Source organism: Undibacterium sp. GW821-FHT11B02, from assembly GCF_058808955.1.
On the sequence record NZ_JBXASD010000001.1, the window covers coordinates 176,435 to 192,957 of the forward strand.

General features: G+C 53.1%; 15 protein-coding genes. 7 read left to right on the top strand and 8 right to left on the bottom strand.

Going from position 1 to position 16,523, the window contains the following annotated elements; genetic code table 11:
- Positions 1–338: 338 nt before the first annotated feature.
- The 5 genes from AC1RVX_RS00815 to AC1RVX_RS00835 form a co-directional block, all read right to left on the bottom strand.
- A complete protein-coding gene (locus AC1RVX_RS00815) occupies positions 339–1,763 on the bottom strand; it encodes a metallophosphoesterase family protein (RefSeq protein WP_493214688.1) in 1,425 nt (474 codons plus the stop codon).
- A gap of 80 nt (positions 1,764–1,843) precedes the next feature.
- Positions 1,844–3,022, bottom strand: coding sequence for a serine hydrolase domain-containing protein (locus AC1RVX_RS00820; RefSeq protein ID WP_493214689.1), 1,179 nt, complete (start codon positions 3,020–3,022; stop codon positions 1,844–1,846).
- 70 nt (positions 3,023–3,092) lie between these two features.
- Positions 3,093–3,413 (bottom strand): AzlD domain-containing protein, encoded by a 321-nt coding sequence (locus AC1RVX_RS00825; RefSeq protein ID WP_493214690.1) that lies wholly within the window; start codon positions 3,411–3,413, stop codon positions 3,093–3,095.
- A complete protein-coding gene (locus tag AC1RVX_RS00830) occupies positions 3,410–4,147 on the bottom strand; it encodes an AzlC family ABC transporter permease (protein ID WP_493214691.1) in 738 nt (245 codons plus the stop codon). The genes AC1RVX_RS00825 and AC1RVX_RS00830 overlap by 4 nt, the downstream gene beginning before the upstream one ends.
- A gap of 77 nt (positions 4,148–4,224) precedes the next feature.
- On the bottom strand, positions 4,225–5,046 hold the full coding sequence (locus AC1RVX_RS00835; protein WP_493214692.1) for an AraC family transcriptional regulator: 822 nt from the start codon (positions 5,044–5,046) through the stop codon (positions 4,225–4,227).
- A 314-nt stretch (positions 5,047–5,360) separates the two neighbouring features.
- Here AC1RVX_RS00835 and AC1RVX_RS00840 point away from each other — a divergent pair, with 314 nt between their 5' ends.
- The 6 genes from AC1RVX_RS00840 to AC1RVX_RS00865 all read left to right on the top strand — a co-directional run bounded on the left by AC1RVX_RS00840 (position 5,361) and on the right by AC1RVX_RS00865 (position 13,414).
- Positions 5,361–6,947, top strand: coding sequence for an ABC transporter ATP-binding protein (locus AC1RVX_RS00840; RefSeq protein WP_493214693.1), 1,587 nt, complete (start codon positions 5,361–5,363; stop codon positions 6,945–6,947).
- On the top strand, positions 6,940–8,007 hold the full coding sequence (locus AC1RVX_RS00845; RefSeq protein WP_493214694.1) for an ABC transporter permease: 1,068 nt from the start codon (positions 6,940–6,942) through the stop codon (positions 8,005–8,007). Before AC1RVX_RS00840 ends, AC1RVX_RS00845 begins: the two co-directional genes overlap by 8 nt.
- A gap of 6 nt (positions 8,008–8,013) precedes the next feature.
- Positions 8,014–8,934 (top strand): ABC transporter permease, encoded by a 921-nt coding sequence (locus tag AC1RVX_RS00850; protein WP_493214695.1) that lies wholly within the window; start codon positions 8,014–8,016, stop codon positions 8,932–8,934.
- A gap of 77 nt (positions 8,935–9,011) precedes the next feature.
- Positions 9,012–10,172: a BMP family ABC transporter substrate-binding protein gene (locus tag AC1RVX_RS00855; protein ID WP_493214696.1), complete on the top strand. Its 1,161-nt coding sequence runs from the start codon at positions 9,012–9,014 to the stop codon at positions 10,170–10,172.
- Positions 10,173–10,297: 125 nt separating this feature from the next.
- Entirely contained in the window at positions 10,298–10,996 is a 699-nt protein-coding gene (locus tag AC1RVX_RS00860) for a hypothetical protein (RefSeq protein ID WP_493214697.1), read from the top strand.
- 558 nt (positions 10,997–11,554) lie between these two features.
- A complete protein-coding gene (locus AC1RVX_RS00865) occupies positions 11,555–13,414 on the top strand; it encodes a hypothetical protein (protein ID WP_493214698.1) in 1,860 nt (619 codons plus the stop codon).
- 51 nt (positions 13,415–13,465) lie between these two features.
- Here AC1RVX_RS00865 and AC1RVX_RS00870 read toward each other — a convergent pair whose 3' ends face one another.
- Both AC1RVX_RS00870 and AC1RVX_RS00875 read right to left on the bottom strand, forming a co-directional pair.
- Positions 13,466–14,392, bottom strand: a complete 927-nt coding sequence (locus AC1RVX_RS00870; RefSeq protein WP_493214699.1) for a LysR family transcriptional regulator — start codon at positions 14,390–14,392, stop codon at positions 13,466–13,468.
- Positions 14,389–15,186 (bottom strand): class II glutamine amidotransferase, encoded by a 798-nt coding sequence (locus AC1RVX_RS00875; RefSeq protein WP_493214700.1) that lies wholly within the window; start codon positions 15,184–15,186, stop codon positions 14,389–14,391. The genes AC1RVX_RS00870 and AC1RVX_RS00875 overlap by 4 nt, the downstream gene beginning before the upstream one ends.
- Before the next feature lie 288 nt (positions 15,187–15,474).
- Between AC1RVX_RS00875 and AC1RVX_RS00880 the strand changes: the two genes are divergently transcribed.
- Positions 15,475–15,798: a hypothetical protein gene (locus AC1RVX_RS00880; protein WP_493214701.1), complete on the top strand. Its 324-nt coding sequence runs from the start codon at positions 15,475–15,477 to the stop codon at positions 15,796–15,798.
- A 16-nt stretch (positions 15,799–15,814) separates the two neighbouring features.
- Here the strand turns inward: AC1RVX_RS00880 and AC1RVX_RS00885 are convergent, their stop codons facing one another.
- Positions 15,815–16,522, bottom strand: a complete 708-nt coding sequence (locus AC1RVX_RS00885) for an ArsR/SmtB family transcription factor (RefSeq protein ID WP_493214702.1) — start codon at positions 16,520–16,522, stop codon at positions 15,815–15,817.
- Between the last annotated feature and the right edge of the window lies 1 nt (position 16,523).

Here is a 16,523-nt window from a genome sequence, read left to right on the forward strand (position 1 = left end):
GATATGGGATATATTTGACTATATACTTAGTTGTAGTTGGAATTGTTGCAGAATGCAAATTCCCACACAGGTATGTGGCGTAAAGCTCGTGTCTGTGTTGTATCAACTGTGAAATTCAAATCAATAAAAAGCACGGACTAACAGCTCTCATTTTCAAAAACGCAATCTATTGCAAACATCAAATTAAAGAGCTTGCCTCTCCGGCAGCAGTATCAAAATCGCCAGTTCATCGATACCAACAATGCATTAGGATCTGTCACTGGTATTTGATTTTTGCGCAATGACATTACAATAAAAAACGGAGCATCAAGCTCCGTTTTAATTGGTAGCAAAAATGATTACTTCATTGACTTGCATTCGGTTTTATTACCCTGCATGCGGCATTCGGTTATCAACTTGCCCTGCTTGTTCCAGGCCTGGACTTTCCAACTTTGCTGCTCACGCTCCATGGTCATGAAACCAACATCATTGGAATTGCTGAAATGATCAAGCTTGGCCCCGGTATACGGTGTGGCATTGGCTTCCAGCGGGGTAGACAAAGCTGTATCGAGTGAAGAACCACCATTGCCCGACACAAATTGCACTGGTTGACCGCTACTGAAGGTCAGCGCTTCAAACAAATGCACATGACCCGCCAGTGTAGCTTGCACCTTGGAGGGGAACAGGCGGGTACTGTTCAACGTCTGCATGATGTCTTGCATGGCCAGGTTGCCTGGATGAATTTTCATTTCACCACCCTTTTTAGATTCAGCAGCAAAACCCAATACCGGATGGTGATCGATAAAGAGATTGAAGTCTGCTGTTTCTGCCAGCTTGTTGACTGCCTTGAACTGCTCCATATACAACTGATAAGCAGCATCGGTTTTTGCCAGTGGCTTGTTAGGGACTTTGGCGGAATCAAAGACGATGAATTGTGCCTGCTCGCCACCGACGCGCCCTAAAGGCACGGCATACGGGGCACTGTAATCACCGCCCAGATCATCTTGCTCGGCAACGCAATCACGACCGGCCTGCAAAGGACGCGGGTCCATCAGACGCCACCAGCCCTGGCCTGCCCGCGTGCAGGATTCATGATTACCGCGCACAACTATCCAGGGTGCAGTTTTGAGCAATGCGCTTGCTGGCGAAAAGAAATCTGCCTGCCAGGTATCCCAGCCATAACCCCAGGGGCTGCCAGCACATTCCTTATTGCCTTCGGGGCAGGCATTTTCGCGGTATTGATAATCGCCTACGTGCACGACCAGGTCAGGCTTGAAACGCGCAGCGGTTTCCACCATTTCGCGGAAAGCCCATTTTTCACTGTCATTGCATGACTGGAAGTAATTGTCATTCGATTTCAAACGGCAACCTGTATCCCCTATCACCACAATTTTTTGTGTCACGGGTTTGGGCAAAGGTAAATCACGGCCAGCGATACTGGCGGCTTTTATCGTCGCAGGCAATGCTGCTTCACAAGTCAGGACGGGGAAAGAAGACGGTTTGCTGTCTTCCGGCTTGCTGGCTGTTTTGCGTAAAGGCAGAGTAGCGGCTGCAGCACGCACCTGCATGGGCTGCACCACACCATCTTGCGTCAGGGCCGGGCAGGTAGTATCTGTCGTGATGGCACGGGCAATCGCCTGGCCATTTTCACCCAATACTACCCAGGTGGCCTGTAACTTGCCGGCCTGTTCATTTTGCGTAGGCACTGTGCCACACGCACCCAACAGACTGGCCGCTGCCAGACCGGACATCACGCGCAAGCTTTGTGTCATATTGAAACTCATTGTCTTCTCTCCCATGAAATAATACTGTCCTTGCCGCCCAGCTTAACGTCGCATCATGTCCGCATGATGAACACCCTGGTTTATCCGTGCCCCAACGCCTCATACGCCAGACGCTTGAAGTCAAATGAAAAAGGATGCCAGAAACTCATCAGTCTTTGTGTCATCAGTACACCGGCAATATTGTGGCGCGGCGATATCCACCAGTGCGTACCAGCTATGCCCCCCCATTCAAACTCACCGGTTGCTGCTGGCGGGTCGATTGATGAAGGTTGCAGCGTTACTGCACCGCCCAGGCCAAAACCCTTGCCCGGTACGGCACCGACACCGGGAAAAGCAATGCCGGTACCTGCTGGCAACTGGTTCTGCATCATCAGCTTGATGGTCGAAGCTTGCAGTAGTGTATCGCCATCCGGCATAAAACTGCGCAGCAGGGCCAGCATGTCCTGGATGCTGGATACCAGTCCCCCACCGCCAGACAAACGTGCCACTGGCGTGACAAAGGCACCTGGATAGGGTGACTTGTCCAGCTTGCGCAAACCGCGTTGCAAGATATTTTGTGGATCAGTCCCCGCATAGTAAGACGCCAGACGATCACGTTTGTGTTCGGGCACGACAAAGCTGGTGTCATGCATGGCCAGGGGATTAAGTATGCGTAATTGCAGGAAGCGATCAAAACTCATACCGCTGACCACTTCCACCAGGCGTGCCAGCACATCGGTGGCGATCGAATATTCCCATGCTGCACCAGGGTGAAAGCTCAAGGGCAAGTCAGCCAGCACATCCATCATGTCGGCCAGACTGGTGAAAGCATTCAGTACCCGTTTTTCATTGTAGGTCTTGTACATCAACGTGCCGTGGTCAAGCAAGCCATAGCTAAGCCCTGCAGTGTGGTTCAGCAATTGTTTGATGGTGATCTTGCTGCGTGCTGGCTCGGTATCATCCAGGCTGGTGGCACCGGGTTTCAATACCTGACGCTGTGCCAGTTGTGGCAAAAATTCTTCAGCGGGTTGATCCAATTCCAGTTTGCCATCTTCCATCAACAGTAACACTGCTATCGACGTAATCAGCTTGGTATTGGAAAACACGCGAAACAGGTGGTCGTCACGCATGGGTGTCTGGCTTTCGCGGTCTGCCCAGCCAGTGCAATGCTGATGCACCAGTTCACGCCCGACCAAGACGGCCGTCGACACACCGGACAGGATTTCCCTGTCCACATATTTTTGCATTGCTGCATTTACTTTGCTGAAATCGTAGGTCATAGCCGAACTGTGCATACGTCAAAAAAACAGACATATTACTACGCTACACAGCTATCTTTATTCCTGCCACTCAGGCAAGCATGAATTGCCAGCTGAAAAAAACCAGCAGACCTACGATGATGGTCGCCAGTTGATGACGTGTTGCAGCGCAGACCATGGCCGCCAAAGAGGCTGCCACCAGTTGCGGATTGCGCCAGCTTAATTCCAGCTCCTGCCCATGCGGCGACAGTATCATCGGGACGATAATGGCGGTCAGCACCGTCACTGGCACAAAGTCCAGCGCCTTGCGTACATTGGCAGAAAACATCACACGGTCCCCCAGCATGAAGATCAGTGCCTTGATTACGAAAGTAATGGCGGCCATGCCAAGTATGGTTAAAGTGATATTCATGCTGGTTCCACTTCGTTTTCTGCTGCATTTTGTTTGCTAGTGTTGAATCTGGACGCCAGCATGCCGGTACCCACACCTGCGACCACGGCGACCAGCAAACCCAGTTTGTAAGGCAAACTCTGCAACGCGTAGGCACTGCTGCCAGCCACGATCGCCGCCAATAAATGTGGTCGCCGATATAACTGTGGCACCACAATGGCAATAAAGGTTGCCACCATGGCAAAATCCAGCCCCAGGGTCTGCAATTTCGGGAAAATGGCACCAAACAACAGGCCCACCAGCGTCCAGCACTGCCAGTTGACATACATGGACAAGCCCGATCCCAGAAAATACCAGTGACCATCTTTGGTATGGTGATGTTCACGATAAAAACCATCGACCACAGCAAAGGTTTCATCCGTCAATAAAAATCCCAGGATCCAGCGCCAGCGCCGCGGCAAATGGCGCACATAGGGCATCAGTGAAGCGGCATACAGCATATGCCTCAGATTCACGATCAGGGTCGCCAGCCAGATCACGAACATGCTGGCATGCCCGGCAATCAGGCCAACGGCAATAAACTGGCTGGAGCCGGCAAATACCGACAGCGACATGAGCTGCCCCTGCCATACGTTCAATTGTGCAGTAGCCACCAGGGCACCGAATATCATGCCGAAAGGGGCAGCGCCGACCAGCATGGGCACGGTATCGCGGATACCGGCAGTAAATTTGCTGAGTCTGGGAGAGCTTGGCATGGAATGCATCCTTTGAGACATGTGGATGTCAAATCATGCACGCCTGGCGGATTTTGCGCTTGTACAATCTTGCGCTTTTATAGTCGCCAGCGCCCTGGTGCTACGCCGAAGGCGCGTTTGAAATGGCGGTTGAAATGACTTTGGTCGGCAAAACCTGTCATGTTGGCAATATCAGTCACAGATAATCCCTGTCGCAGCAACCCCTGTGCACGGTTCAGCCTGAGCTGATTGCGCCAGGCGTGAGGTGGCATGCCGGTGCTGCGGGAAAACAGGCGTGCGGCATAAAAAGGGGAAAGTGCAACTTCCCGCGCCAGATCACTCAGACTCATGGGCTGGTCCAGGTTTTCACTGAGTCTGGCCTTCATCAATTCCACCCTCGCAGCATCTGGCAAGATGGATTGCAAGGCAGGCCGGGTACGTGCATAGCGCGACAACAGCAAGGCAAAACCGGCTGTCAGCGCATTTTCTGCAGCCAAAGGGTCAGCAGCTGTTTCCAGCAGACGGTGTGCGATTGCCAGGTGACTGGAAACTTCGGCATCTTCGATCACACCATCTGGCAACCAGGGAATACCTGCCTGTGTACCCGTCATATCTGCCGACAATTGCTGCATCCAGGCAACCGAAGGGTAAAAAGCACGGTAAGCCCAGCCGTGTTCAGTCGCCCTTTCGCCGGTATGTACTTCGCCAGGGTTGATGGCGGCGATACAGCCCACTGCAGCCAGGCAGCGTGCTCCACGATAACGATAAGTTTGTGCACCAGACTGGATAACGGGAATGGCAAAGCCTTCATGCCAGTGAGGTGCAAATTCCTGGGCAAAATATTCAGCCGTCAGCAATTCGGCATCCGGCAAGAGCGGGCTGCGCCACATTCGTGCTTCATCGTGGAAGGTCTTTTGCATGGGCAAAGTTAGACTGGAACTTTAAACCGTTTCATTTTATACGTACCTGACATTCATTGCCCGGATACCTCAGGCTGGCATGGCTGATGCTTGCAAACAACGCGAACGACTGGTCTGCTAAAAATTTCATCATCCTGGCTAATTGCCCAAAATCATCGTAAAGCACTGGCTATGCAAATGGCACAGAGATTTTGAATTTGTGCGGTTGACACACTTATAATGTGATGCAAATGATGGCCATGCCGTTCACGTGATGTTGAGCGATGGGCTTACTCTCTACTCTTGATTACCTACCTTTGGTTCGAAAGGATAAAGTGAATTCTGCCGTTACGCCAAACTTGCCCCGACTGGACTTGAAAGGCATCTCTAAACGCTATCCTTCGGTCATTGCCAATGATCAGGTTGACCTGCAAGTGGCACCCGGCGAAATCCATGCAGTACTGGGCGAAAATGGCGCAGGCAAGTCAACGCTGATGAAAATCATCTTCGGTGCTGTCAAGCCTGATGCAGGCACGCTGCGCTGGAATGGTGAAGAAACCAGGATTGGAACGCCACAAGATGCGCGCAAACTAGGCATCGCCATGGTGTTCCAGCATTTTTCGCTGTTTGATACCCTGACGGTTGCAGAAAACATTGCGCTTGGGCTGGACAAGAACGTCAATATGCAGGCGCTGGCAGAACAGATCGCCCAGACTGGCGACAGGTATGGCCTCGAACTGGAACCACATCGCCATGTCCACACCCTGTCTGTCGGTGAAAGGCAACGCGTGGAAATCGTGCGTGCCCTGCTGACCAAACCGCAATTGTTGATACTCGATGAGCCAACTTCAGTGCTGACACCGCAGGCCGTGCAAAAACTGTTTGTGACCCTGCGCCAGATTGCAGCCGAAGGATGCAGCATCCTGTACATCAGCCACAAGCTCGATGAAATCCGTGAACTCTGTCATTCAGCCACCGTCATGCGGGCTGGCAAAGTGACCGGGCATTGTGATCCGGCGCAAGAAACTGCCGCCAGCCTGTCACGCATGATGATAGGTGAAGACTTGCCGCAATCCACAGAGACCGGCGAATGCATACTGGGTGAATCGCGCCTGATACTCAGCGGCCTGAGCCTGCCCAAGGCACATGCGTTTGCGACCGCATTGTATGACATCGACATGGAAGTCTTTGGTGGCGAAATCGTCGGCATCGCCGGCGTATCCGGCAATGGCCAGCAAGAATTGCTGGCCGCCCTGTCTGGTGAAGACCGTCGTGCCGGTGCCAGGATGATACGTCTGAAGGGCCAACTGGTTGGCAACCTGGGGCCGGAAGCACGACGCAACCTGGGCCAGAGCCTGGTACCGGAAGAAAGACTGGGCCGTGGTGCCGTGCCGGAAATGAGCCTCACTGACAACATGTTGCTGTCGCATCAGCATGGACAATTCGTGCGCCATGGCATGATCAATTTTCGCCATACCATACAGGCGGCGGCAGATATCATCAGCCGCTTTCGTGTCAAGGCATCTGGTCCGGCGGCGCTGGCCCGCAGCCTGTCTGGTGGCAACCTGCAAAAATTCATCGTTGGCCGCGAGATCACGCGGCAACCGGATGTCTTTATCGTCGCTCAACCCACCTGGGGTGTGGACGTGGGTGCGGCAGCCCAGATCCATGCAGAAATCCGTCAGTTGAAACAGGCTGGTTGTGCCGTGCTGATCATTTCTGAAGAACTGGACGAACTGTTTGAACTTTGCAACCGCATGCATGTTATCGCCAAAGGACGCCTGTCACCCTCTATCGCCACGTCCACTGCCACGCGCGAGAAAATAGGTTTGTGGATGAGTGGCCTGTGGGAAGATGGGGAAACAGCAGAAACCGTATCGCTGGGCAAGACCCGCCGCCGCAAAGAGGTGGACCATGCTTAAGCTGGAATTACGCGCTGGCAGTTCGCGCAGCATGGCTTATTTTTCACCGGTACTGGCGCTGTTGCTGACCATCTTTTTTGGTGCCCTGTTGTTCATGGCTTTGGGCAAAAACCCTTTGACTGGCTTGCAGGTGTTTTTGATCGAACCGATACGCAGCAAGGCGGCGATTGCCGAATTATTGCTGAAGACCACACCACTGGTACTGTGCGCGCTGGGGCTGTCAGTCTGTTACCGTGCCAATGTATGGAACATCGGTGCCGAAGGCCAGTTGATTGCGGGTGGTCTGGCAGCGGGTAGCACCATCCTGTTTTTTGATACGGGCACACCAGGTTTGTCGGGTGGGATGGTACTGATACTGGCAACCTGCGCCGGTGTCATCGGTGGTGCACTATGGGCCAGTATCACTGCGCTATTGCGTGACCGTTTTAACGCGAATGAAATCCTGGTGTCGCTGATGCTGACTTACATTGCACAACTGCTGTTGATGTATGCCGTGAATGGCCCGCTGAAAGATCCAGGCGGTATGAATTTTCCGCAATCCAAGGTATTTTCCAGCGACTATTTATTACCGCATCTGTTTCAGGGTAGCCGCCTGCATGTAGGCTTTATCGTCATGCTGCTTGCCAGTGGCCTGATGGCAGCCTTTGTGTATCGCAGCTTCGCCGGTTACCGCCTGACCGTGGGTGGGCTGGCACCACTGGCGGCACGCTATGCAGGTTTTTCCAGCCGCAAGGCTTTGTGGACATCCTTGCTGATTTCTGGCGGCTTTGCCGGCATGGCAGGCGCGTTTGAGGTAGCGGGCCCCATAGGCCAGGTCTTGCCTTCGATTTCACCGGGCTATGGTTTTGCCGCCATCATCGTCGCATTTATTGGTCGACTTAACCCCATAGGCACCATCTTTGGCGGTCTGGTGCTATCCCTGTTTTATCTGGGTGGCGAAATGGCGCAATCACGGCTTGGCCTGCCATCTGCCATCACCGGACTGTTCCAGGGCATGCTGCTGTTTTTGCTGCTGGCCTGCGATACCTTGATCAATTACCGCCTTCGTTGGCAGAAATAAGCGACCATGGAAAATTTTGCTGCGCTGATCGCCGCCTCCATCAATTCCGGTACGCCCTTGCTGATCGCTGCGCTGGGCCTGCTGATCAATGAGCGTGCAGGTGTGCTCAATCTTGGTGCCGAAGGCATGATGCTGGTGGCCGCCATTGTCGGCTTTGCCGTCGCCCACCAGACCCATATGCCCTGGCTGGGCTTTGTCGCCGGTGCCATTGCCGGTATGCTGATGGCCACCCTGTTTGCCTGGCTGGCGCTGGTGCTGGCCACCAATCAGGTAGCCACCGGGCTGGCATTGTCCATCTTCGGTGGTGGCCTGTCGGCCTTTATCGGGCAGTCTTTTGTTGGCCAATCACTACCCGGCGGCGGACATGGCATACCTTACCTGTCTGATATCCCATTCCTGGGCAAGGCGCTGTTCGACCAGCATGGCATCGTGTATTTCAGCCTGATATTGTGCGTGGCGATTATCTGGTTTCTATACCGTAGCCGGGCTGGCCTGATCTTGCGTGCGGTTGGCGAATCGCCAGAATCCGCCCATGCCCTGGGCTATCCGGTACGCAAAATCCGTTATATTGCCCTGCTGTTCAGTGGTGCCTGCTGTGGCATAGCGGGGGCTTACCTGTCCGTGGTCTATACACCGATGTGGGTGGAAGGTCTGGTAGCAGGTCGTGGCTGGATTGCACTGGCCCTGACCACCTTTGCCACCTGGCGCCCGGCACGCGTCTTGCTCGGTGCCTTACTGTTTGGTAGTGTGACGATATTGCAGTTCCATTTTCAGGCGATAGGCATTGCCATCCCTTCGGAAATTCTGTCCATGCTGCCTTATGCTGCGACCATCGTGGTGCTGGTACTGATTTCGCGCAATCCGGACTGGATACGCTTGAACATGCCTGCGTCACTGGGGAAACCTTTCCGTCCCGGTTCTGCCTGAAGGCGGTCCTGGATAAATTTTTTTGCTGTATTCTTTTTATTTTACGAAACTTAGTTACCTAGCATAGGAAGCTCACCATGAAAATTTCTCGCAGAAAAACCCTGACAGCCGCGCTGTCTCTGGCGGTAATTGGGACTCTTGGTCTTGCCGCTTGTGGTCAGAAAGAAGAAAGCAAACCTGCTTCCTCAGCATCTGCTGCGCCAGCCAGTGCAGCAGCCGCGCCCGCGGCACCTGAGCCGCTGAAAGTCGGCTTCATCTATGTTGGCCCGGTGGGTGATGCAGGCTGGACATTTGCCCATGATGTTGGCCGCAAGGCGGTCGAAGCCAAATATGGTGACAAGGTTAAAACCACCTTTGTTGAAAACGTGCCAGAAAGTGCCGCCGATGCTGAACGCGTCATCCGCGACCTGGCCACCCAGGGCAACAAGGTGATCTTCGGTACCACCTTCGGTTACATGGAAGCCATGCTGAAAGTGGCCAAAGACTTTCCTGACGTGAAATTTGAACACGCCACCGGCTACAAAACCGCCGACAACATGGCGCAATATGATGTACGCACGTATGAAGGTGCCTACCTTGCAGGTATCGCCGCCGGCAAGATGAGCAAATCTGGCAAACTGGGCGTCGTTGCCTCCATCCCTATTCCTGAAGTGCTGCGCAATATCAATTCCTTCACGCTGGGCGCACGTTCAGTCAACCCCAAAGCGACGACCAAGGTAGTCTGGGTGAACAAATGGTTTGACCCGGGCAAAGAACGTGAAGCTGCCACCACCCTCATCGGCCAGGGTGTGGATGTACTGATGCAAAACACCGACTCTGCCGCCGTAGTACAGACCGCTGAAGAAAAAGGCGTGTATGCCTTTGGCTGGGATAGCGACATGAGCAAGTTCGGCGCCAAGGCTCACCTGGCAGCATCCGTCATTGACTGGGGCGTGTATTACACCAAACGCGTCGGTGAAGCACTGGATGGCAAATGGAAATCAGACACCACCTGGTGGGGCCTGAAAGAAAACATGATAGACCTGAAAAACTTCAACGCCAGCCTGTCAGATGACGTGAAAAAACTCATCGCCGACAAACGCCAGGGCGTCATCGACGGCACAGCACCGATCTGGAAAGGTCCGATCAAGGACAATACCGGTAAAGAAGTACTGGGCAAGGATGCAGTTGCGGATGACAAGTTCCTGCATGATGTGAAGTTTTATGTCGAGGGCGTCGAGGGCAAGGTTCCGGGCTAAATCGACAGAACTCTACGTCAACAAAAATCGCGGCGACCCGTTATCGGGCAGCCACGATTTCCTTTACAGGAGTAATCATTGCAGAGACGGAAATCAACATTTGCATAAACTCAAAGAGGAAATAAATGGGTCAGCAACGTGCAAAAATTGAAGCATGGCTGGAAGTACGACGCAGCCGCCCCAGTGACAGCGAATCAATCAAATTGCTTCTTTTAATTGCCGATGCCTGTGATTCTGCACTCGACATGGGCCATTTATCAAAGGAACAATTACAGGTATTTATAGATGGAGCAAGTAACACTCATGCACTGGTTTGGGCAAATACCGTAGAACTTATCACGATTTTGCAAAAGAACGGGATCGACGCGAACTCAATCCTGGTCGAAATTTCGAAAAGCAAGAAGGCTAAAGCGCGATATGCGGCGCTTTGCTGCATCGAGGGAAGAGCGACACCCAATTTTCTCGTAGATGAAATACTCATCTCTGGCTTGAATGATCGTAGTGAAAATGTGCGCGTGAAAGCCGCAGAAGTCGCAACCATTCATTTCCGTAAAAAATGGCTGGCCCCGATCATGGGCCCAGCCGCAGAGCAACATCCCTACATCGCGCAGCTGCAAAAATTGACTCGTGATGGATACACACTAGAAGGGCATGGAGATGGAACTTTCGATCTCAGTGTTCTTACTCATTCAGACGGTATCTGGACAAAACGCATTACCGAAACTGACCTGGAAACAAAAGGTATTCATGCCCTTGTGACTGCATTAAAACTTGGTTTAAATAAGACACCACCTCTTCCTGTCGAAGAGCATAGGATTTTCTGAGTTTATATAGAAGTGCAGCTCATCGGTATTGACCCGGAAATTAGCCACGTATCTGACCATGCGCACAGACAAAGGCAGGACATCTGCCAGGCAAGGATCGTTTAACAACTGGGTAATCAGCCTTCTTCAAGAACGTCGTCGAAAGACTACTATTTAGGGATCAAGGTGAATCATCACACCCTGACCTACTGGATTCACTATCAGGACCACCAGGCCATGGACATCGGTGCCGACATCGGTGCAAGCACTCAGTTGAGCCGAGGCACGCGATGTGTGCAGTCGGCTAGATCGCGGCTTGCTTCGTCATTAATTTATCGCGTTCTTCTTGAAGTGCAGACCAGTTTTCCGGATATCCGGCACATGTGCACATAAATCACGCCTTTGACGTCTTTTGCATAAAACGCAGCACATCGCTTCGCATAGACAGGCAGATTTTCGTCCTTCGTCCAATTACTATCCGCGTGCCGGAGTGAAATTGAAAATACCGTCAATCGACATTCGACGACGGCGGCAACGCCGTCGTTCTTTCACAATAATTGCGATAAGGAATACAGCATCATGAAGATACAATCCGATAAAGTTCATGCAGAAACCTCAGCTCACTCGGAACACCCCCAGGAAACAGCGCCCGCACCGGAAAACCGATACACGCCGGACGAGCGACCTGGGAGCATCGTGTCGGCGCAATTCGCTGGATTGGAACGGCTTTCAGTGGTGCGAAGGGCCTCATCCGATATTGGGCCGCGTCACGCCGCCTTGGAAATCGGCGAATCTTCCGGTACTGCCAATGCCGCCGTGGCGCGCTCCGACTCCGCAATGCTTTTAGGCCATCACACGCAACGCAGTGACAGTCAGATCTTGACACTGTTGCGGCATTCGAACATGCCCGCCCGCGCGACCAATGTATCTGACCCGGTCGCTTGCGCTGCAGATGAAGCATCCTCCGGCTTCAAAGCGGCAATGCACTCTTTCGCCCGCATGTCCGATATCCGTACACTACTATCCAAGGCAGATGATGGCGAGTTTCTCGCACCGTTGCAGGGACGCGATGGCGAACTTGCTCGTCTGTCGGCCAACATGGCCGACTTGAAAGCCATCTTGAACAGCAACGATGTTGCCGCGCCGGCGGAATTGAAAGAAGCCATTTCGGCCAGGCTTGATCAGGTAACGCAGGCCCTCGATGAACTCAATACCAACAAGTCACTATCAAATCGTGCGTCAAAAATTGTCGCCATCCACGCCTTGCTGGCACCGCTGCCGCTGCTCGTCCCAATGTTCACCAAACCCGTTCAGCAAAAGGCAGAGGCGGAAATCATGGCCTTGATCTTCAAGGCCATGGTCGAGGGTGTGGGCATGATGCGCACTCCTACTGTCGGCAACCTGCTGCTGAAGGATCGCACCATGTCGCGCTACTACGCCAACATAGTCCAGGCCGGATTGTTTGCCTTGCCGACCTTTGTCAAGAGCTTGCGCTTCCTTAATAAAAGCACGCCCTTCAACGCGGCGCTTGGTGTCATCTCCACCGGCGCGCTATTCGGAGGGTTCATGTCGAAGGAAATCAAGGAGAAAGTCAATAAGTGGTATAGCGGAGATCCTCATCCCGCCATGATGAAGGCGGGCCGGGACTTGTTCTCCACCACTACGTCCTTGAGTGAAGAGCAGCAGACCCGCATTCGCGAAGTGATGAACCAGATCGTCTACACCATTAATACGGATCAGAAAAGCCTGCTCAACACCAAGAAAGCATTCGTCGCAAACGAACATCTTGAACTCAGTCCGCACGTCAGCAAGCAAGTTTCCATTGCAGTGAACGCCTACCAGCAGATAGCCGAGGAACTCTCCAGCCTTCTGGGCACCCACGCGCCCGAACTCGCCACGGAAAACAAGGATCGCAAGACCAAGTTAGCACTGGCCACATTTGCCACCGGCGTGTGCGCCGCGACCACGATACTCATGATTCCCGACAAGATCGGCGTGGTAGACTTGGGGGCGGATGCTGCATTCACCTCCGCCTTGATGTTCAGCCTAGTTGCCGATGGCAATGTCAGCCGCAAGGATGCGCTGGAGGAATTCAAAACTTTTGTCGGATTGAGTATCGTCATGTTTGCCGTGCTGGCGGCCAACAAGGGGGCGAAGGATTACATGGAGAAAGGAGCTACCGGACTCTTGGTCGGTTCCATCGCCATGACCGGACTCAATCTCGTATTGCCTGGCCCTATTGGCCATTACGCTGCGTCGGGGTTGGAAAAGTTGATGAGCATGAATCCGTCCGATCTGCTGGCAGCCCTGCACGGCATTGGTAACAAAGTTTACCAGATGTTCGGCGGTGCGGCGGCGGAAGCACAACCGCACAGGTCCAGTGTCGTCATCGAAGAGCTGGAAGGGCACGGCGATTTGGAAAACGGCCTGCCTGCGTAGGTGGGTTACCTGTTTGCGCCACATTGTCCCCCGCCGATTAATACAAATCATCTACACCATCACCTTGGCCGACGCCTCCGCCACTATCCGCCGTAACCACTGCACTTCTGCCGCTGCATGTGCGCGTTCGTGCCAGAGCATGAAGAATTTCATTTTGGGTACGGTAATGGGCATGGGCAGGACTTCTATCGGCCAGTCTTTGGCGCACTGCACGGCAAAGCTGCGGCTGGTGGTGAAGATCAGGTCGGTGCGGGACAGGACGTAGGGCACCATGCCGAAGTAAGGGATGGTCATCTGTATCTTGCGCTTCAGGCCCTGTTCTGCCAATGCGGTATCGATGATGCTGCGGTGGCCCATCATGTAGGGTGTCGGGGCAAGGTGGGCCATTTCCAGATAATATTTGATCGACAGACCCTTGCTGACAACCGGGTGCTTGCGATGCACCATGCACACCACTTCATCTTCAAATAATTGCGCCAGATGCAGGTGCTGTGGCAGGTCTGGCCAGTTGCCGATGACGCAATCCAGTTCGCCAGTTTCCAAGGCATTCGCATAATCAAAACCGGCATTCAGGGCATGCACGGTCAGGCCGGCATTTGGTGCCTGTTCACGCAGTTTTTCTATGATCAGCGGGATCAGCAAGGCACTCAGGTAATCGGGTGCGCCCAGTTGAAATACCCGCTGGGTGGATGCGGGCATGAAGGCGGGGGCCGGGCTGGCGATGCTTTCCATCACGTTGAGCCCCTGGCGGGCCAGCAGCAATAATTCTTCACCACGTTCTGTGGCAGTCATGCCATTTTTACCCCGTACCAGGATGGCGTCGCCAGTGATTTCGCGCAGGCGCTTCAGCATATTGCTGATGGCAGGTTGTGATTGCCCCAGTTTCATGGCTGTGCGGGTGACACTTCGTTCCGTCAGCAGGGTATGCAGGACACGCAATAAATTGGTATCAAGCTGATCCATCAGGCGCTGGTTCATGCTGCCACCTCAGTTGAGGATAAGGGCAGTGCCAATACATCACCATCGACAAAGACCAGCATCTGGCCAGATTCGCACTGGGTCCAGTGTTCATTGGTGGTCAGCGGTTCAGTCACGATGATGGCAACCTTGTCAGCGGGCGTAGTCACCTGCGAAAAATCCACGGCCACATCTTCATCCGTCAAGGCAGCCGTACTGAAAGGATGCTGGCGCACGATATAGTAAAGTTTGGTTGAGCAATGCGTGAACAGCGCTTCGCCATTCGACAACATCATGTTGAAGGTGCCGAAGCTGGCAATTTCTGCGGTGATTTCGTGCATGAACAGAGCCAATTGCTCAACCGATGGCAACTGCTCACCAAAATGGCGGCGCATGCGTTGCAACAGGTAGCAAAATGCGCGCTCGCTATCGGTATTGCCGACCGGCTGAAAACTGCCATCCAGCACAGGATGAAACTCTTTGAGGTCACCATTGTGGGCGAATACCCAGTAACGGCCCCAGCATTCGCGCACAAAAGGGTGACAGTTTTCCAGGCTGACCTGGCCCTGTGTGGCCTTGCGGATATGCGCGATGACATTCCTGGATTTAATGGGATAACGCTTGATCAGCTCGGCCACGGGTGATTCAACCGCTGACTGATGATCAACAAACAGGCGCACACCGCTGCCTTCAAAGAAAGCGATACCCCAGCCGTCTTTGTGCTCGTCCGTTAAACCGCCACGCGTAGCAAACCCGGTAAAACTGAAGACAATATCAGTCGGGGTATTGCAGTTCATTCCAAGTAATTGACACATGATGCAAATAGTAGAAACAGTTTGCACATACCTTACCATAGGCAAACCCGCTTATTATTCCCAAAGCCATAAGATTTTTGTGATTCCTTATGCTATTTTCGCTCAAGATGTGTTGACATATCTTTTAGACAAGTGAATAGAATGGCAAGCTTGTCCGGGCAATCGCGGCGACACAATCTGTAGCAATCATGGGCGGTAAATGTCTTACAATTTGACCGTGGACCTGATGCATATTGAGGCAGATAATCTACCCATGGCCTGGTTTCAGGCTGATAAAGGAATCCTATCATGCAAAAATTCAGCACCGATATCTTATTGCTGGCCGTACCTGAATTAAAAGACGTTGCGCCCAAGCACTATGCAGAACTCATCTACCATGCAGAGCTAGCGACATTAAAGACACGCAAGCCGCTCTGGCGTGAATTGATGATAGCCATGACGATATTCACGTCTGTGTATTTTGCCAACCTGATATTTGCACCGGACTCCATCTGGATCAGCGGTATGGTCACTATTGCCATTTCACTGTGTTCCGTATTCGTCATCGACCTGATCTACTTCCGCAAGCTGAAGCCAGCCATCATCTCGCGTCTGGCAAAAATCAAATCCTGAGCAGACTCAGATTAGTTCAGGTTTTCAGGGCAAACACCTTTTGAAATTCGCGTTTGCCCTTGTTCGTCAGCGCCAGTGCCCGGCTGTCCAAATCACGCTCCAGCCAGGCATGGCTGAGCAATAAATTCAACAAAGCTGCTCCCAGCGCACCTCCTAGATGAGGTGTGCGCTCACTCCAATCGAGGCATGAGCAGGCGAACCTGCGTCTGGCCTTGCGTGTAGTGGCCACATCCAGCCCCAGTTTTTCCAGTGCAAGCACGCCTTCTGCCGTCAATTCATAGGCAGTATCTTCACCTTCCACGGTGGTGATCCAGGCTTGCTGCAACAGATAATCATGCATACCCACCGCCACTTCTCCCGCCATATGGTCATAGCAGGTACGTGCCTTGCGCAGTCGGTCTGGCGTATTTGGCACAAAAGGCGGTCTGGGCAAGCCTGCAATCAATAACAGAGATTCCAGCGCATTAGCCACTTCGGGGCTGGCCAATTGGTAATAGCGATGCTTGCCCTGCGCCACCACATTCACCAGATGTTGTTCCAGCAACTTGCTCAAATGCACACTGGCTGTGGAAGGGCTGACCTCGGCCACTGTTGCCAGTTCAGTACTGGTACGGGCGCGCCCGTCCATCAGGTTACACAGCATGCGGGCGCGGGCTGGTTCGGCGATGGCACCGGCCAGTCTGGCTAATTGGGTATCGGCATAATGGAGATTATCTGCATTCATA